General features: G+C 38.8%; 13 protein-coding genes. 8 read left to right on the forward strand and 5 right to left on the reverse strand.

Annotated elements, in window-relative coordinates; genetic code table 11:
- Positions 1-72: 72 nt before the first annotated feature.
- Complete coding sequence (gene proB, locus H4J46_RS08345) at positions 73-1251, reverse strand: glutamate 5-kinase (RefSeq protein ID WP_182233062.1); 1179 nt, start codon at positions 1249-1251, stop codon at positions 73-75.
- 1327 nt (positions 1252-2578) lie between these two features.
- Here proB and H4J46_RS08350 point away from each other — a divergent pair.
- A complete protein-coding gene (locus H4J46_RS08350) occupies positions 2579-3850 on the forward strand; it encodes a glutamate-5-semialdehyde dehydrogenase (RefSeq protein WP_182233063.1) in 1272 nt (423 codons plus the stop codon).
- Between the two features lie 367 nt (positions 3851-4217).
- On the forward strand, positions 4218-5555 hold the full coding sequence (locus tag H4J46_RS08355) for a sodium-dependent transporter (RefSeq protein ID WP_182233064.1): 1338 nt from the start codon (positions 4218-4220) through the stop codon (positions 5553-5555).
- Between the two features lie 445 nt (positions 5556-6000).
- Here the strand turns inward: H4J46_RS08355 and H4J46_RS08360 are convergent, their stop codons facing one another.
- Positions 6001-7497: a DNA recombination protein RmuC gene (locus H4J46_RS08360; protein WP_259365742.1), complete on the reverse strand. Its 1497-nt coding sequence runs from the start codon at positions 7495-7497 to the stop codon at positions 6001-6003.
- A gap of 505 nt (positions 7498-8002) precedes the next feature.
- Positions 8003-9529 carry a fumarate hydratase gene (locus H4J46_RS08365; protein ID WP_182233065.1) on the reverse strand — a complete coding sequence of 509 codons (1527 nt, stop codon included), beginning with the start codon at positions 9527-9529 and terminating at the stop codon, positions 8003-8005.
- 204 nt (positions 9530-9733) lie between these two features.
- On the opposite strand from H4J46_RS08365, the gene pabB reads away from it, so the two are divergent.
- The 3 genes from pabB (at position 9734) to H4J46_RS08380 (ending at position 13402) form a co-directional block, all read left to right on the forward strand.
- Positions 9734-11173 (forward strand): aminodeoxychorismate synthase component I, encoded by a 1440-nt coding sequence (pabB, locus tag H4J46_RS08370; protein ID WP_220462978.1) that lies wholly within the window; start codon positions 9734-9736, stop codon positions 11171-11173.
- A gap of 87 nt (positions 11174-11260) precedes the next feature.
- The gene (locus H4J46_RS08375) at positions 11261-11839 is read left to right on the forward strand and encodes a CoA pyrophosphatase (protein WP_182233066.1); all 579 of its coding nucleotides are present in this window, start codon (positions 11261-11263) and stop codon (positions 11837-11839) included.
- 186 nt (positions 11840-12025) lie between these two features.
- Positions 12026-13402 carry an L-serine ammonia-lyase gene (locus tag H4J46_RS08380; protein ID WP_182233067.1) on the forward strand — a complete coding sequence of 459 codons (1377 nt, stop codon included), beginning with the start codon at positions 12026-12028 and terminating at the stop codon, positions 13400-13402.
- 83 nt (positions 13403-13485) lie between these two features.
- On the opposite strand, the gene cysB is transcribed toward H4J46_RS08380, so the two are convergent.
- Positions 13486-14460, reverse strand: a complete 975-nt coding sequence (gene cysB, locus H4J46_RS08385; protein WP_182233068.1) for an HTH-type transcriptional regulator CysB — start codon at positions 14458-14460, stop codon at positions 13486-13488.
- A 275-nt stretch (positions 14461-14735) separates the two neighbouring features.
- Here cysB and H4J46_RS08390 point away from each other — a divergent pair, with 275 nt between their 5' ends.
- The 3 genes from H4J46_RS08390 to H4J46_RS08400 all read left to right on the forward strand — a co-directional run bounded on the left by H4J46_RS08390 (position 14736) and on the right by H4J46_RS08400 (position 16921).
- The gene (locus H4J46_RS08390) at positions 14736-15500 is read left to right on the forward strand and encodes a hypothetical protein (protein WP_182233069.1); all 765 of its coding nucleotides are present in this window, start codon (positions 14736-14738) and stop codon (positions 15498-15500) included.
- 56 nt (positions 15501-15556) lie between these two features.
- Positions 15557-15934: a ribosome recycling factor family protein gene (locus H4J46_RS08395; RefSeq protein ID WP_182233070.1), complete on the forward strand. Its 378-nt coding sequence runs from the start codon at positions 15557-15559 to the stop codon at positions 15932-15934.
- Between the two features lie 297 nt (positions 15935-16231).
- Positions 16232-16921 carry a phosphoglycolate phosphatase gene (locus H4J46_RS08400; RefSeq protein WP_182233071.1) on the forward strand — a complete coding sequence of 230 codons (690 nt, stop codon included), beginning with the start codon at positions 16232-16234 and terminating at the stop codon, positions 16919-16921.
- Here H4J46_RS08400 and H4J46_RS08405 read toward each other — a convergent pair.
- Positions 16910-18412 (reverse strand): FAD-dependent oxidoreductase, encoded by a 1503-nt coding sequence (locus tag H4J46_RS08405; RefSeq protein ID WP_182233072.1) that lies wholly within the window; start codon positions 18410-18412, stop codon positions 16910-16912. The two genes, H4J46_RS08400 and H4J46_RS08405, sit on opposite strands and share 12 nt — an antisense overlap.
- Positions 18413-18800 lie beyond the last annotated feature (388 nt).

The following is an 18800-nucleotide window of genomic DNA, read 5'->3' on the forward strand; positions in this document are numbered from 1 at the left end:
ATACGACAGTAACGCAGATATAGCGAAAGTAGTATTCAACAACGGCCCTTGTTGTTATATCAAAGTGATTAACTATTCACCTTGAACAGGTTCATCCCAAGAAAGATGATGTTCAGCCAATACGACTAAATTTTCACTGTTAATCAAACGATGTGATGCAGCATAGCCAAGTATATTCTCAACAGTCTCTTCTGGACGGCTTGAAATAATAGCCGTTTCATCTGATGAGAAATTACACAAACCACGTGCTATTTCTTCACCTTTTTCATCATAGACGTGAAGCACGTCTGCGCGTTCAAAATTTCCGTGTATAGAAACAACATCATGGCAGGTAAAACCATCGTCACCACCATATAATGAGTCAGCTACATCTTGTTTTATCACTAGGCTACCAGCCATTTGCAAGCGATCTGTTAACCAAATATTCCATGCCGATGAAGGAGATGAATGGGCAATACATTTGGTGTGCTTGCGTTCGCCACGTAGTATTGCAGTAACAGGATCTTCCATTGTTCCTCTCGCAATAATCGTGGTGCAACCCGCATTCTGTGCCATATTTGCTGCTTGCAATTTAGTTAGCATACCACCGGTACCTAAAGAACTGGTACTGCTTGCCGCTTCCATGTAACTGCTTACATCTTCGATAGACTCAACAAATACCGCACCTTCTTCTGAAGGGTTCCGGTCATAAACGCCGTCGATACAAGTTAAAATAAATAGATACTCAGCACCAATCATTTGAGCGACTTTCGCTGCTAGTCTATCGTTGTCACCAACACGAATTTCTTCGGTAGTCACGGTATCATTTTCGTTGACAATCGGCATTACACCCTGTTTTATCAAACGGTGTACCGTATTTTTGACGTTAAGAAAGCGACGTCGATTTTCGAGATCATCTAAGGTAACTAATACCTGTGCAATATCAAAACCATACTCTAATGCAATTTGCTTATAAGCATGCATTAAGATGGGTTGTCCACAAGCCGCGGCTGCTTGCTTGTCTTGAACGCTGGCATTTTCAATGGTGCAGCCAACGGTATTAAGACCTAATGCAACTGATCCTGAGGACGTAAGTACAACTTCGTATCCTTGATCACGTAACGTAGAAATATCACTAAGCAAGCCATGCATGAAGGCGAAACTAGGTGTTAAATTCTTCACGTTTGCTAATAGGCTCGAGCCAACTTTAATGACTATACGAGGTTTGATTCGTGAAACTTTTTCTGATTTTGGTTGTTCGAATGAGGGCAAAATGACTCCGTTTTCTGATTAATATAATTAAATATCTGGGCTGAACCAATAAAATGTTGGTACATCAATCTTCAGATATTTCCGTAATATTATTTGTCGTTGTATAATTATCTTATTATCAAAACATTAGTTTTACTAGCAATATATTACCTTGGGGATGATAGATATAAAATTGCTGAAACGTTTTAAAAAACGTTAAAATTTGACAACAATCGACAAATGATTTGGGAGATTATATACTAAAAACCCTATTTTTTCAATTGAACTTAAAATCACCTCCGTAACACGAGTTTTTAAGATTATATTGAACACTTACAAAACAGACTGTATTTCATTCAATAGCAAACTAAAAGTGTTTGGAGTTTTGTGTCATTAATTATGATTAGTTGTGGGACGATTGTGCTTCATTATTGACTCACTAGGTAACTTCTACTGATCAGACAATGACCATCATTAATCCTTCTTTAGTCAAAAAGCCTCCCAGTATTGTTGTCACACAAGCAATTAAAGAGCTGTCTAATCAAGGTTATGGCGATTAAAGCGCACTTATTAAAAAATAGGGTTAGCCTATTTTCGCTACCTTGCTGATTCAGGTTACCTTATTGCTATCGCCGAGGGTTACTCGGTATCTTCAATAGAAAAGCGGGTTGGCAAACAAACGATTCTGTCTTTGATGTAAAATATGCTGGCGCAAATTGGTCAAGGTGTTAGCGCAATTAGACACTGTTGTGGGGTTAACTAAAGCATTGGGTTATACGGATTTGGCTGCCAGCGAAGCTGAGCTAAACCGAGTGACAGTATTGGTAGGAAACGGCCAATTTGTGCTTTTAAAGTTACGCGCTACTGAATTGAATCAGCGATAACACTGGGTTTTTGACCTCGCACCACCAAAGCACGGATACTCGACACACTGGGTGGATTAATGGAACTGGCAATGACGCACGAACAGCACGTCTAAATATGATGCAACTAAGTGATCAGTAAAAATGGTACAATGGAAGCAGAATTGGCAGCGTCTAAGCAAAATGTCAAATGAGATACACTCATTAACTCGACCGTTTTAGCAACTGCTCAACAGCCAGTGGCGCTGCGTTGATATTTCTTCGCCAAGGCGATGAAGTGGCGCAAGGTTAAATAAATAACGATTAAATTAACATCTAAAGTAGTATTGAGCACAATGAATACTACTAAGTGCTTTAAGCTGAACTTTTACTATTGTTTTAATATAAATATTGGCAATAAAAATAAAAGTTAACCATTCAATAGCATAATCTTGAATTTACCAAACAGTTTAGAGTGAAGCGAATAAGCAAAAGGAAACTCATTTATGTCAAATAGTAATAAAATTATCGATACTGAAACTATGATTGAAAATCTTGGTAAGCAGGCTAAAGCCGCAGCCAAGATTCTGGCCAGTGCCACTACCGAACAAAAAAACCAAGCATTAACCGTTGCCGCCGATGCTTTACGTCAGCATACGCCAGCACTACTCGAAGCAAATGCTTTAGACGTTTTAAGTGTTAGAAAAGCGGGTAAAGCTGAGTCATTTATTGATCGCCTTGAATTGAACCCTGAAAGAGTCGAAGCTATGGCTGTCGCTCTAGAAAGCATTGCCAAACTACCCGATCCTATTGGTCGAGCCCTAGCAGAATTTGATCGTCCCAATGGCCTAAAAATAACCCGTGTATCAACCCCTATCGGTGTTATTGGCATGATCTATGAGTCTCGCCCCAATGTGGGTGCAGATGCTGGTGCCTTATGTTTAAAATCAGGTAATACGGTAATATTGCGTGGCGGCTCTGAAAGTCTTAATTCTACTCGCATTATTGTTGAGTGTATGGCAGAAGGCTTGCGTGCAGCTAATTTACCAACCACTTGTATACAACTCGTTGATACTGATGACCGTTCTGCAGTTGCTGCATTACTGCGTTGTGCTGAATATGTTGACCTAGTTATACCTCGTGGTGGCCGTGGCCTTGTAGAGCTAGTGAGAAACGAAGCTCAGGTGCCAACATTGCTGCACCTCGATGGCAATAACCACATTTATATTGATAAAGACGCCGACTTAGCAAAAGCATTGAGTATTGTTAAAAATGCCAAACTACGTAGAACTGGTGTTTGTGGTGCGACCGAAAGTTTAGTCGTAAACCAAGCAATAGCTGCTGAGTTTTTGCCTAAACTGCTCAATACCTTAGAGCATTGTGAGGTCCGAGGTGACCTTGCAGCTCAAGCCTGTGACGCACGAATTAATCCCGCTAATGACGCTGACTGGGACACCGAATATCTTGACGCTATTTTATCGGTCAAAGTTGTAGCAAACTTAGAAGAAGCGCTTGATTTTATTGACCAGCACTCGTCTAAACATACTGACGCTATTATTACTGAAAATGCAGAAACAGCAGAAGTTTTTATGCGCGCCGTTGATTCAGCGGTAGTGATGCATAATGCATCAACTCAGTTTTCAGACGGTGGGGAATTTGGTATGGGCGCTGAAATCGGTATTGCTACCGGTAAAATTCACGCACGTGGACCTGTAGGTCTTGAGCAACTAACCATATTTAAATATCGTGTTGCTGGCCAAGGACAAATCCGTCCTTAATCCTAAGCACAGGATGAACTAAGTAAAACACAAAACTATTGATTAATAGCTTTGTGTTTACTTTATCTTAGTGCAGGCCATCGATTTAGATAAGATAATGAAACACAAAGTGTCTTAGCAGCTTATTTTTAAACAGTTTACCTTTTACACTGTCCATCTTCTCGTACCATTATTGTACATTTAAAATTTTAATCCTTGACGTTCTATTAACTATTGCCGGTTTAATAGCCCATAAGTCACCCTGTGAAAATAAAATGATAAAAACATAAAATCAAAACCAATAAATCGTTAAAAAAACTTTGCTAACCCGTGTTAACTAGGTAAGCTCAAACCAAAGCATTAATAACTACAATAATAATTATCATTTATGAGTAATATCAGAGATTCATTTCATTCGAGAATAGGTTTTGTTCTCGCTGCCGCAGGTTCGGCCATTGGTTTAGGCAATATTTGGGGTTTTCCAACTCAAGCAGCCAATAATGGTGGTGGCGCCTTTTTATTTGTTTATTTAGTCGTTACCATATTACTTGCCCTACCGGCACTTTATGCCGAAGTTTATATTGGTAACCAAGCACAGAAAAACCCAGTTTCAGCATTAGAAGATTCTTGTCGCGATACCTCACCTAGGCTTGGTAAATATGCCGGTCTGATTGGTTTAGGCGGCGCCATCATGATGTTAAGTTTCTACACCATTGTGGCTGGCTGGATGCTCGCACATGCAATATCACCACTTGCAGAATTATTGGGTTATCATGAAATTTCTCAGTGGCTTGCTACATCAAGCACGTTAAGAAATTTATTGTTTACACCCGTCTTTATATTACTTGGCGCGGCTATTATTCATCAAGGGGTTAACGCCGGCATTGAAAAATGGTCTGCGCGATTAATGCCAGTTTTATTGATCATGCTAGTCGCGTTAATTACTTATATATTGCAACAACCCGGTGCAGAAAAAGGCTTAAGAACATATTTAATACCCGATTTTTCACAGGTCACTAATCCAAAGTTAATTATTTCTGCCATGGGCCAAGCCTTCTTCTCACTCTCTATTGGCGTCGGTGGCATGATGGTTTACGGCTCTTATATGAAGAAAGATGACGATATAGGTAAGCTCGCTATTTCTATTACCGCACTCGATACCTTTATTGCTTTTATGGCTGGTTTATTAATTATTCCAGCACTTTATGTTGCAGAAGCCGCCGGACAGCAAGTATTTCAAGGTGATAAGTTAATTGGTGAAGGCCAACTTATTTTCAACATATTGCCTGAGCTTTTTAACTCTATGGGCAACATAGGCATGGTAGTAGCCATAGGATTTTTTTCGTTATTATCAATTGCTGCCCTCACCTCAACCATTTCTTCAACAGAAGTACCTGTTTCTTATCTTGTTGAAGGTAAAAATATTAGCCGCTCTAAGGCTACTTGGTTGGTATCAGCCATTGTATTAACCGCCAGTATGACCATAATCACATTTTTTGATAGCCTGTTTGGCATGGTCATTCGTGTACTTACGACTATTTTACAGCCACTGAGCTGTTTGTTTTACTTTATTGTTGTTGGCTGGTTATGGAAACGCGGTAACAAGCTACGTGATGTTTCTTTGCAAGAAGGCAGGAAATGGTTACCTATATGGGGCAATTATTTACGCTTTGTTTGTCCGTTATTGTTAACGGTAGTATTTGTCAATGTAGCTATATTAAATTAAATTCGCTTGGCTTAAATAAAATTAAGTTAAATAGATGTAATTGCTAATGACATGATTAACTTTTTCTTTAGCGCTATTAGCGTAAAACCATCAATTTAAAAAGTCCCTATACTCCTCTAGTATAGGGACTTTTTAAAAGCATCATCATCCAACTCTAGTTCGTATCTATACCGAAATCTTAACTAGCTTAAAGCATATTTTGACTGAAAGCCTTGTTAGCTCGATATAATACTGACTTGGCTAATTTGAAACTTTGTTTAGTATTAAGCTGTGATGTTATTACCCAAGCGTAATACCGAGGTAAAATATCGACGAGGGCAACTTGGTATTTAGCGTTCGCTGTTAGCACTTACTGTCAGCCATGAGCAAATAATTTATCGCCCTGATCATGATTGAGCATTAACCTACTGCGGCTAGTACACTCAAGTTATAGTTCTATTTAATCCTATGTTATCGCTACACTCTCTTCTTCCTCGGCTTCTTTTTCAATTTCTTCTTGCTTTAACTCTACCTGCTCTATTTTATCAAAACGGTTGCTAATCTTATCCGCTGAGGTATGGATTTGTTTTACGTCACTTGCCGCTTGATCAATATGTTTTGCTAAATTGGCAAAACGACCCTTAAAGCGAGAAAAGTCAGTTGAAAGGTGCGACAAATGCGCTTGAATAACATGTATTTGTTTGCGGGTTGCTTCGTCTTTTAACACTGAACGTGCGGTGGTTAAAATCGCCATAAGTGTCGTTGGCGAGGCTAACCAAACGCGTTTTTTATTGGCATAATCAACCAAGTCACCGTGGTGTGCATGTATTTCTGCAAAAATAGCTTCTGCTGGAATAAACATTATCGCGCCATCAGCGGTTTCTTTTTCAATAAGATATTTATCACTGATATCATTAATATGCTTTTTAATATCAATTTTAAATTGTCGCTCGGCTGCTTTACGATCAAATTCACCTAAGGTATTGTCAGCCATTTTTTTAAAGCTTTCTAGCGGAAACTTGGAGTCGACAACCACATTACCGGTAGGCTTAGGTAGAAACAAAATACAGTCAGCAATTTTACCGTTTGACAAGGTATGTTGCAGTGAAAAGTGCTGCTCTGGTAATACGTTACGAATTAAAGCATTTAACTGTACTTCGCCAAAAGCACCACGTGAGCGTTTATCTGACAGTACTTCTTGCAAGCTCACCACATTAGTGGACAGTTCAGTAATTTTTTTCTGTGCATCATCAATTAAGGCCAATCGTTGTAAAATGTCATTAAAGGTTTTAGTGGTTTTTTCAAAGCCGTCGGCTAAACGCTTTTCGACCTGACCACTAATATCTTTGAGACGGTTATCGGTTGAAATCGTTAATTCATCAATTCTTTTAGCCATTTGCTCACTGGATAAATGCAGTGATTTTGCCATTTCTTCTCGGCCAAGTTTAGAGGTTGCTGTAAGTTGGCTAGATAATTGTTCTGTGGCGTTGCGTTGATTATCATTAAAAGTAACGTGGTGTTCATATAAGGTCTTTTTAAGTTGCTCACTATGGCTATACAGTTGCTGCGCTTGTTTTTCACCTTGCTCACCATGTTGGCGTAATAATTTTAATTTGAAATCAGAAATTTGCTGCTCAAAGTAAGTTTTCAGTTCACTTTGCTGATGAGCTAATTGCTGATGATTAAAACTTAACTGTTGTTGTAGTTGCTGTTGATTATTGCCGTTAACTTCATAACTAAGGTTTACTTTTTCAACTAACTGCTGCAAAAGTTGCTGCTGGGCTAAAAAGGATACTTGGCTATTTTTTACTTGCCGAAATAACACTAATGCAATGATAATTAAACTAATAATTAACACTAACACCATAAAAACCAAGACAGGGAAATTATCTAGAGCTAACCAAGGTGAATTGAATGGAAAGTTAAGCGGCGGGTTCAGTGAAGAGTTGGATAGTGAATTCATTGTAAAGCCAAATACTGTAAATATTAACAGTTATTAAAGCATACTTTATTAATAAGGGTAATCGTTATTTAACATCAACTCGGGTTAGTTAATGAATACATATTTAGCAAATACAAACAATTTATCAATAGCCTAAAAAGACACGTTTAAATTTATGCCACACAAAATAATCACTATTTTAATTCTATCTTGTCACAAAGCTTAATTTTAGTTGCAACAGCTAGCTATTCATCAAATAATAATTTGCAACCTTTCAAATCTAGCTTTATAACTAGATGAATTAGTTAAATTTTATAGCATAAATCCAGAATATCTATGCAATTAATTAATTATCTTTTTTATTATATTAAACAACGGCTCCACTTTTAACCTAACATATTAATAACGCATGAGTAATGTCTCAGTAGTGTTTCGCGGGTGTTTTTGGCTAGTTTTATTGAGATTAAGTTACCTTTATTTTGACCAAAAAAAACGCCCTAATGGGCGTTTTGATAAATATAATGGGTTATTTTTCGTTTGATTTTCTGTCTAGCTCTTCAATTTTCACTTGCCAAATTGCTGGCCCAGTGACATGAACTGATTCACCTAAACTATCAACAGCGACAGTGACTGGCATATCTTCAACCACAAATTCGTAAATAGCTTCCATACCCATATCTTCAAAAGCTACTACTTTTGCTTTCTTAATCGCTTTAGAAACTAAATAGGCTGCGCCGCCCACCGCCATTAAATAGACCGACTTATGGTTTTTAATCGACTGAACGGTTTCAGGGCCACGTTCGGCTTTACCGATAGTGCCGAGCAAACCCGTTTCTGCAAGCATCATTTCAGTAAACTTATCCATACGGGTTGCTGTTGTTGGTCCTGCTGGGCCCACTGCTTCATCGCCTATCGCATCAACCGGACCCACGTAATAAATAAATTTATCAGTAAAGTCAACCGGCAGCTTCTCTCCAGCAGCTAACATTTCTTGAATGCGTTTATGCGCCGCGTCACGACCAGTTAAAATGGTGCCACTAAGTAAAACGGTTTCGCCAGTCTTCCAGGTACTAATATCCGCTTTTGATAACTCATCAACGTTAACACGACGAACATTTTCACCTACTTCCCAGGTGATTTCTGGCCAATCTTCTAACTTAGGTGGCGTTAAGTCGGCAGGACCCGAACCGTCAAGATGAAAGTGTACATGACGAGTCGCCGCGCAATTTGGGATCATCACTACTGGTTTTGACGCCGCATGAGTCGGCACTGACATGATTTTGATATCAACAACCGTTGTTAAACCACCTAAGCCTTGAGCGCCAATACCGAGTTTATTTACCCTATCGTAAATTTCTAAACGTAATTCTTCTTCCGCATTTTCTGGACCACGGTCGATAAGGTCTTGAATATTTACTGGTTCCATTAAGCTTTCTTTAGCTAATACGCCCGCTTTTTCAGCCGTTCCACCAATACCTATACCTAGCATACCGGGCGGACACCAACCAGCGCCCATAGTGGGTAAAGTTTTAACAACCCAGTCGGCAATCGAGTCACTTGGGTTTAACATCGCCATTTTAGATTTGTTTTCACTGCCGCCACCTTTGGCCGCGATCATCACGTCTATTTGATCACCTGGCACCATCTCAATATGCACAACCGCTGGCGTATTGTCTTTCGTGTTGATGCGCTTACCTGCCGGGTCAGAAACAATAGATGCACGTAATGGGTTATCAGGATTAAGATAAGCACGGCGAGTGCCTTCATCCACCATTTGCTGCACTGTCATATCAGTGCTATCCCACTGCACAGCCATACCCACTTTGACGAAACAGGTAACAATACCGGTATCTTGACAAATAGGTCGCTTGCCATGAGCCGACATACGCGAGTTAATTAATATTTGCGCAATGGCATCTTTAGCGGCTTGGCTTTCTTCTTTGTGGTAAGCCTTTTCAAGTGCTTGAATAAAATCTAGCGGATGGTAGTAAGAAATATATTGCAGCGCGTCTGCAACACTTTCGATTAAATCTTTTTGTTTAATAATGGCCATAACGGTCTCTTTTTTATTAATTGGGCGAGAGAAGAGTTGAAAGTTATAAATTTGCCGATATCATACCTTGCTTGTTAAAGACCTACTAGTATCAAATGGTCTAATAATAGCGATCAAATATAGCAACTCCACTTCAAACTCCAGCATTGAATAGCTCAAGGCAGTTTGAAGATAATGACTTAACATAAAACCTGTGAGAATATTTTGCCAACTAATTCCCCAACGCAGCTATCCACTAAATTACTTCAGCTTGATCTAAGCTTTAATAGTCAGTCACTTTTTGCCACACTTGCTGAGCAACCTTGGGCAATGTGGCTAGACTCCTGTGAAAGCAACCATGTTGATAGCCGCTATGACATTATGGTTTGGCAACCTAATACCACGCTAACCACAGTGGGTAATGTCACTCGCATTAACCATAAACTCGACAACAGTGAGTATCACAGTCATGACGACCCATTATTGTTATTAAAACGTGAACAAAAGGCGATCTTTAGTCATCTCGACATTACTGAACACGACTTGCCTTTTAAAGGCGGTGCAGTCGGCTATTTCGCCTACGATTTAGGTAAACGTTTTGAGGCCATAAAACAGCAAAACAATAAAGATATTGATATACCTGAAATGGCCATTGGGATCTACCAACATGCAGTAATTTATGATCGAAAATTACAACAGTTTTGGTTGTTATGTCTTGATGAACAAAGAGCGGCTTTTATTACTTTTTTCAATCGCGCCCTTTTGCAAAATAAAGCGCAAGCTGCTGAGCAAGTCGTGGAACTAAAAGTACCAGAAAATAATTTCAAGTTAACTACGCCGTGGCAATCAAATATGGCGCCTGAACAATATCGTGATAAATTTAAACAAGTACATGACTACCTACTGTCTGGTGATTGTTATCAAATTAATCTAGCCCAGCGTTTTACCGCCCAGTATGCCGGTAGCGAATATCAAGCCTATTGTGCCTTGAGACAAGCAAATATAGCTCCTTTTTCAGCTTTTTTACGTTTTGAAAAGAGTGCTATTTTAAGTATTTCACCTGAGCGATTTTTACAATTGGTCGATAATAAGGTACAAAGTAAACCGATTAAAGGTACACGCCCACGCAGCGATGATGCAGCCCAAGATCAAGCTAACGCCATTGAACTGCAGCAAGCCAGTAAAGATAAAGCAGAAAACTTGATGATAGTTGATCTGTTACGTAATGATATTAGTCGTGTTTGTCTGCCCGGTACAGTAACCGTGCCAGCACTTTTTGCCATTGAAAGCTTTCCAGCCGTGCATCATTTAGTTAGCACGGTTGAAGGGAAGATAGACCCGAAGTATGATGGCAGTGATTTATTACGTGCTGCGTTTCCTGGCGGTTCTATTACCGGTGCACCAAAAATAAGAGCCATGGATATCATTGAAGAATTAGAGCCTCACCAACGTAGTATTTATTGTGGCTCTATTGGATATTTGTCAGCTTGCGGTAATATGGATACTAGCATCACCATTCGCACTTTAGTTTGTCATAATCAGCAAATACATTGTTGGGCTGGCGGTGGTTTAGTCGCCGATTCAAATGTTGACAGCGAGTATCAAGAAACTTACGATAAAGTGCGTAAAATTTTGCCGGTATTAAGCCAACTAAACTTGGTATAATCTAAGCTAGAGTATCCAACATAAAGTCCCCCGAACGCCAAGTAGCACCAGATAACTAGGCACTTTTAAAGTAATGTTAAGGTGTGTATGACTAGAGAAGAATTTATACAGCGCTTTCAAATGCAAGCGTTACCCGCTTCAGCACATAAATTTCGCTACCAACATAAGCTTAAAAGTGCCGCGGTGTTGATCCCCATTGTCCCTCATCAAGGCCAGCTTGAAGTGGTATTGACCAAACGTGCCAGTCATCTTACCCATCACCCAGGTCAAATCAGTTTTCCAGGTGGTAAAGTAGAGCACTATGATGATGATATGACCGCAACAGCACTGCGTGAGACACAAGAAGAAATAGGCCTACAGGCTAGCTGCATAGATGTCCTTGGGCAACTTAAACCTTACCAAACTATTTCAGGTTATGAAGTAACGCCCATAGTCGCCCTTATATCAAATAACAGCAGCTATCAAATTGACCTAAATGAAGTTTCAGAAGTGTTTCATGTGCCTTTATCACACTTTTTACAACGACAACATCATATTCAAGTACCCGTTTATCACAATGGCAAGCAACACAATGTGCACTATATGCCTTATCTACACTACAATATTTGGGGGGCAACCGCTGCTATGTTGCATGACTTGAGTATTTTATTAAACCAAAGAAACTAGCGTGATACTCATTAAATGAACAGTCAATTAATGAATCTCACTCTTCAGCCAACCGATAAAAAATATTAGCTATAGTTATACCTATTGAACCGATATTTTGTTTTGCATACTGAAAGCTTTCAGCTACAATAACCGAACAAAATTTTACTTCCACCCACTTATAACAGTATTTATTCAGGTTTTCTTATGATTAGTGTATTTGATATGTTTTCAATCGGAATTGGCCCATCCAGTTCTCATACCGTTGGCCCAATGAAAGCAGCAAAATTGTTTGTTAAAAATCTTATAGCAGATAATAAATTAATTAAGACAGATCGTGTGAAATGTGAACTGTTTGGCTCATTAGGTCAAACAGGTATTGGTCATGGTACCGGTAAAGCCGTTATTCTAGGGTTAACTGGGCAAAGCCCTGAAACCATTCCAGTTGATTCTATAGAATCTATTTTAGCTGAGGTTGTAGCGAGCGAAAAAATAAACTTGAATATGCAAAGTTTTGTCGCTTTCCCTAAAGTGAATGCCATTATTTACCATCGCAGAAAAACCCTGCCCGCACATGCTAATGCCATGACATTTTTTGCTTATAGTGATGATGTTGTGATCTTTGAAGAAACCTATTACTCCATTGGTGGTGGCTTTATTGTTAAAGATTCCGATTTTGAAAAAGAAAAAGACAAAGCCCTATCAACTCATGCCAATATTGATCGCCCTCACCGTTTTTCTAGTGCTGATAAGCTATTAGAAATAGCCAACGAAAAAGGCTTAAGTATTAGTACCATCATGATGGATAACGAGAAATGTTTGCAAGACGAGTCCAGTATTCGCTCGGGTCTGATAGAAATTTGGGACGCCATGAAGGCAAGTATTGCACGTGGCATAGTCACCGAAGGTATATTACCAGGCGGCTTAAAGGTCACCCGAAGAGCTCCTGCTTTACATAGAGCACTATGCGTTGAAAAAAATGCCGATCCACTGTCAGCCATGGATTGGGTTAATTTGTTTGCCTTAGCGGTAAATGAAGAGAATGCGGCTGGCAGTCGTGTGGTGACGGCGCCAACCAATGGCGCGGCAGGTATTCTTCCTGCTGTATTATCTTACTACGATAAATTTATTAAACCCGTAGATAACCAGGACTGTATTCGTTATTTATTAACCGCGGCTGCCATAGGAATTTTATATAAAACCAATGCTACTATTTCTGGTGCAGAAGGCGGATGCCAAGCAGAAGTAGGTGTTGCATGTTCAATGGCCGCGGGTGCATTAACAGAAATCATGGGTGGCTCACCAGAGCAAGTAGAAAATGCCGCGGAAATAGGTATGGAACATAACTTAGGATTAACTTGTGACCCCGTAGGAGGCCTAGTACAGGTTCCTTGTATCGAACGTAATGCCATGGGTTCAGTAAAAGCGATCAACGCTTCTCGTTTGGCGCTTAGAGGTACAGGTAAGCAAAAGGTATCATTGGATAAAGTGATCAAAACTATGTGGGACACAGGTAATGATATGAAAACCAAATATAAAGAAACCTCACGTGGTGGCTTAGCGGTTAATATTACTGAGTGTTAGTATTTACGTTCATCTAAAAATAAGCTCTTAAAAACAAAAAAACCGTATTAAATAATACGGTTTTTTTATAGCTAGTTTAACGTTTAACGCACAGGTAACTTAATATTGGCAAACATTTCATCTATCTCAGCATTATTTTTCAATAAAATAGCTTTAGTGACTAAGTCTCGATTTAAATGTGGTGCAAAACGTTCAATAAAATCAAACATATAACCCCGTAAAAAAGTACCACGCCTAAAACCAATTTTAACTGTACTTGGACTAAATAAATGACTTGCATCGATAGTCACTAAATCATGGTCTATTTTTGGATCCATTGCCATCGTGGCAATCACTCCAACACCTACACCAAGCCGCACATAAGTTTTAATTACATCAGCATCAGTTGCTGTAAAAGCAATTTTTGGTTCAACACCCATTTCATTAAAAGCTGCATCTAATTCTGAGCGACCAGTAAAACCAAAGACATATGTTACCAATGAGTATTGAGCGATATCTTCAATAGTAATATTTTGTTTACTAGCGAGTGGATGATCCGCTTTTACAATAATACTGCGATTCCAATGGAAACAAGGCAGCATCACTAAATCGTTGTACAAATGTAAAGACTCGGTCGCAATAGCAAAGTCAGCATCACCTTTACTTGCCGCATCACTAATTTGAGAAGGTGTGCCTTGATACATATGCAATGAAACTTTTGCATATTTCTTCATGAAGCCTTGGATCACTTCAGGCAACGCGTAACGCGCTTGAGTATGAGTGGTCGCAATACGTAGCTTGCCCTCATCGGGTTGCGTATGTTCTCGAGCAACCGCTTTAATCGCTTCAACTTTCGACAATATTTCTGTCGCTATGTTAATAACTTCATTACCCGCAGGCGTAACATGAGTTAGGTGTTTGCCACTGCGACCAAAAATTTGAATGCCTAGTTCATCTTCCAGCATTCGTACTTGCTTACTAATACCAGGTTGCGAGGTAAAAAGACTTTCAGCGGTAGCGGAAACATTTAAGTTATTATTCAGTACTTCGACGATATAGCGGAGTTGTTGCAGCTTCATAATTACCATTCAGAGTTTTCTTAGACGAAAAATATATACTTAAATAGACATTTATTCCATATTATTTTTTACATTAGGTGCAAATAACTTACTGATTACCTATTTAATCACAAAATAAAGCGCTAATCGCTTAGTGGAATCGAGCACTTAAAATGTAACAAACAAGCTAATGCAGTCAAATACTTAAAAGATGCCGCTTTATCCTTTGCATCATCGAACAATTTTTGTAAACTGGCGCATTAGTAATTTATATTTATCATAATAGAGAATTAAATATGGGCATTATCTTCGCTTTAATTATCGCTTTAATTATCATTGTCGTGGTACTGGGTGCAATTCAACAGCACAAAGAAAAAGTACAACGAGAGAAGCGAACTAAAGCAGCAAAACAAAAAGCCATAATCGATGAAACGGAAGAATTACTTTTAAGTATTGCCAACCTACCAAATAATCCACATTTAGTTCTGATACTTAATAACCGCAGTTTAAATGCAACAAAATCTATGGCGAAAATATTACCAGATGATCAGTCATTAATTAAACGCATAAGAGAAATGCAAGGGCGTGTTAGCACTAGTACATCTAACACTAGCCATGAAGCAGATGAGCAAATCTTTATTTTGCCTGACAATGAGCAACAATTAGTCACCGCTTTGCAATGCATAAAAAAACTGCGAGTAATATTAAAATCAGAACAGTTAAAAGGTAATGTAGATGCACAAACCTTTGCTCAAGAAGAACATAAATTATCAGCAATGCAACTTAAAATTGGCGTAGAAACCTTGCAAAAACGTGGCGTAATAGCCTATCAAAAAGAAATGCTAGGGTCGGCAAGACAATATTTAGAAAAAGCCTTACAAACGATATCAGAAAGCCCTCTTCAAACTGAATACTGTCTTAGCAAGCGTGAAGAAATACAAAACTTGCTAGAAGATATTACTTCTGCGTTGAACAATACAAATGCTAAAGATGCCGCTAAAAAAACTAAAAAAGAAGAAGATGATTTAGACTTACTATTTCAACCAAAGAAAAAATGGTAACCTTTTATCTATGGCAAATAATTCTCAGCAATGCCAGTTGTTATGACTAACGTCTGATGAAAACGCCAAAAAATCATGTCCCTTATATTGCTCTACCCTCTTTTTTACGTCGGGTGCTAAAGGCCTATGCACTTAAAGCCTTAATCCGTGAGCAAGGCTGTGAAATTAGCCGTATTGGTCGCTCACGAAACTGGCAGTTAAAAGCAAATTTTCAGCAACTAGAACAAACTATTAGCCTAATAGAGCAAAGTGAAGAGATAAGTTGGCAATGGCTAGCAATACACCTATCTAAGCAGCGTAAGAGTTTAGGCTTTGACATGTTATTAACTATTGCTCAACACAAACCTGAGATAACAGTCTCTGAGCTCATTCAACGTACCGACTGCACAATAGCAGAGGCGAGAAGGGTAATAGATACCCTCGAATTTGGTTGAAATAAAGCTTTGTGACCCTTGAGTTAGTTAACTACCTAATTAACCATAATGAAAGATATATCTACACACATCAACTCAGTTTATGTGGAGAAGTATTAATTGTAACTTTGGTTCAACGCAGCTTTGGATAACTTTAACTGGCACAAGTAGCCAATAACTAAAGAAAATCAATACAGCGGATAAAACAGTAGAAGTAATTCATCTAAAAAATAAAAGAATACATTGATAAATAAACACATTTTTATATTAAAAGTGATGCATTAGCGCGATAAATACTTTATTACAGGAGAGGTTCAGATGAGCCCAGAACATAAAACCGTACTGTTATTCGATCTTGATGGCACTTTAGTTGATAGTGCTCCCGATCTTGCTGCAGCGATAAACCAAATGCTGCTAGCATTAAACTTAACAACATTTCCCCAAGAAATTATCCGTGGCTGGGTAGGTAATGGTGCAAAAACCTTAGTTGAACGTGCTTTGCATCACTCTTTGAACAATCATACAGCTTCAGATAAAAGCTCAAGTGAAGAAAAAGTAAACAAGGCTTTGGCGATTTTCTTAAATTACTACCAACAATGTTTATGCGTTGAATCAAGCTTATATACGGGAGTAAGAGAAACTTTAGTAGCCTTAAAGAATCAGGGTTATCGGTTAGCGATTATCACCAATAAACCCACAGAGTTTATCGAACCTATTGTTACAGGTTTTGGACTTAAGGGTTTATTTGAGTTACAACTCGGTGGCGACAGTTTAATCGAGCGCAAACCGCATCCCTTACCACTTTTACACGCCTGTGAAACGTTAAAAGTCTCAGTAGCGCAATGTATAATGATAGGTGACTCTAAAAACGATATTTTGGCGGCAAAGGCGGCAAACATAGAAAGCATTGGCTTAACTTATGGATATAACTATGGCGAAGATATTAGAGTCTATCGACCTGATTGGTGCTTAGATACCTTCGCTGAGTTGTTAGACTTACTCAGATAACATAAAATTAGCTAACATCATATTTTTCGCTAACGCTGCAGGATAATCCCGCTGGAGAGCAAACATAATCGCTTTATTGGTCACCTCTGCTTCTGAACATTGCAAAGTGACAGGAAAATAATAGTCTTGTAAATGCTCACCTACTTGCGCTGAGCTAACTAAACCAACATCAAGCAAATTTTGTAAAATAACATCCGCGGCTGTCAATGCAGAAGATGCTTTTACTATTTCGGTACGAGCATAATGCTTACCATAAAAAGAAACATCTGCCGCACGTAAGGTGGCATCATCGCCAGGAATTTGTTGTGCACCAAACATGGGTTTAGCCGCAACGTCTGCTTGTGAAAAATTAGTTATGTATTGTGCAAGGTACTCAATAGAACCAGCAGTTCTGTCATTTATTAACTGTTCCGGCCATTGTTGCTCAATTTTTTTAATAAACCGCGATAATAATCTAGGCTGTGCACTCTGCTCGACGCTGGTCACTAAACCTTCTTCAAATAAAGTAATGTCTTGTGTCATACCATGTAATTGAAAATAACCATCAGGGTAAGGTGTTAGCTGTGCCATGCCATTGGGTGTGCCACGTTCACCATAAAAAACCACTTCCGGCCACAAGCCCTGGCATTCTGACCAATGAGCAACATACGCAGCTTTAAATTCAACCATGCGTTCGCGCTTAGCATGCAGCATGTCATCAATCTCACCACTCTTAAAGCCACAGGCGTTAATAACATAATCAAAATCAGTCTGTTGTTGATTGTCATCATTTGGTTGTTTATAAGTTACACGCCACTTTTTTTCGCTAGTTTGGTGTTCAATATTGACGACTTGGCTATTAAGTTTTAGCTGACAACAAGCTAACTTTTCAATCGCGAGTGTGGCAATAGCAGCCATACGAAAAGCAGACCAACCATATTCTTGCACAAGCAGAACGGGATATTTTAATTTATCTAAATCCACTTGTTGAGCAAAAGCCACCAACCAGTCTTCATTAGCTTTAATCTGAGTGGGTAAAACTCGTTGCGCTAAGCCCTCTAAAGTATTCCGGTCAAATAGCAGAAAATATTGCTCCGGATCACCCAGCACTTTATTACTAATATTTTGCTGGACGAGTTCAGCGTAACGTTCACGCAGTTTAATTAATCGAGGGAATAGGTCAATAACCTCACCTTGATCTGTTTTTGGTAAGGCAATAATAGTTGGGCGATAATTAACACTATGTGGGAAAACTTTTACTGTGTCTATCGACTGCTCCAACAGTGTTATACATTGTTGTTCAGAAATCTCTCGATATAAATTACCACCGGCATGCAAATGACAAAAGGGAGGACCATTCACCAAACTCTTGCCTTTTTCTATCAAAGTAGTATTGATGCCTAATTCAGCAAAACGTAAAGCAATAGTGGAGCCCGCCACACCGCCACCAATAATACCGATTTTTACACTTGAGTTTATAGATGGATGTTCAGGAGTTAAGATTTTATTCATAAATTTGACAATATCATACTTTCATTGGGAATTTTTACGTAGAAGTAGGTCATTTACATAGGGTATATCGAATATGAATCTATTGTAATATACTTTTTGTATTGAAAATTTGCACTTAAATAATCATATACATAATAAAAACTAGTAGTTAAATAATCAAGTCATTTTGTACTAGTATCTTGATATAAGATATTCAAAACTAGCTATTGATTGAGGTTGGAGGGTTTTGTTAACGCTTTTTAGTTTTTGAGATTACAGCAATCTAATGCTCAAATCTCAAGCTTTATTTATCAAATGCCAGAAAGCAAAAAACCCGTAGCGTTAGCTACGGGTCTCTCTAAATAGAAGCCTAGCAATGTCCTACTCTCACATGGGAACTCCCACACTA

The sequence above is a fragment of the Colwellia sp. MB02u-6 genome (assembly GCF_014077095.1).
In the GTDB taxonomy this organism is placed as follows: domain Bacteria; phylum Pseudomonadota; class Gammaproteobacteria; order Enterobacterales; family Alteromonadaceae; genus Cognaticolwellia.

Excerpts from the sequence above, each read along its gene's own strand:
- H4J46_RS08395 (WP_182233070.1), top strand. The coding sequence starts at position 15,557 with ATGAAAACGCCAAAAAATCATGTCCCTTATATTGCTCTACCCTCTTTT.
- cysB (WP_182233068.1), bottom strand. The coding sequence starts at position 14,460 with ATGAAGCTGCAACAACTCCGCTATATCGTCGAAGTACTGAATAATAAC.
- H4J46_RS08350 (WP_182233063.1), top strand. The coding sequence starts at position 2,579 with ATGTCAAATAGTAATAAAATTATCGATACTGAAACTATGATTGAAAAT.
- H4J46_RS08405 (WP_182233072.1), bottom strand. The coding sequence starts at position 18,412 with ATGAATAAAATCTTAACTCCTGAACATCCATCTATAAACTCAAGTGTA.
- H4J46_RS08355 (WP_182233064.1), top strand. The coding sequence starts at position 4,218 with ATGAGTAATATCAGAGATTCATTTCATTCGAGAATAGGTTTTGTTCTC.
- H4J46_RS08375 (WP_182233066.1), top strand. The coding sequence starts at position 11,261 with ATGACTAGAGAAGAATTTATACAGCGCTTTCAAATGCAAGCGTTACCC.
- H4J46_RS08400 (WP_182233071.1), top strand. The coding sequence starts at position 16,232 with ATGAGCCCAGAACATAAAACCGTACTGTTATTCGATCTTGATGGCACT.
- H4J46_RS08390 (WP_182233069.1), top strand. The coding sequence starts at position 14,736 with ATGGGCATTATCTTCGCTTTAATTATCGCTTTAATTATCATTGTCGTG.
- H4J46_RS08360 (WP_259365742.1), bottom strand. The coding sequence starts at position 7,497 with ATGAATTCACTATCCAACTCTTCACTGAACCCGCCGCTTAACTTTCCA.
- H4J46_RS08365 (WP_182233065.1), bottom strand. The coding sequence starts at position 9,529 with ATGGCCATTATTAAACAAAAAGATTTAATCGAAAGTGTTGCAGACGCG.
- H4J46_RS08380 (WP_182233067.1), top strand. The coding sequence starts at position 12,026 with ATGATTAGTGTATTTGATATGTTTTCAATCGGAATTGGCCCATCCAGT.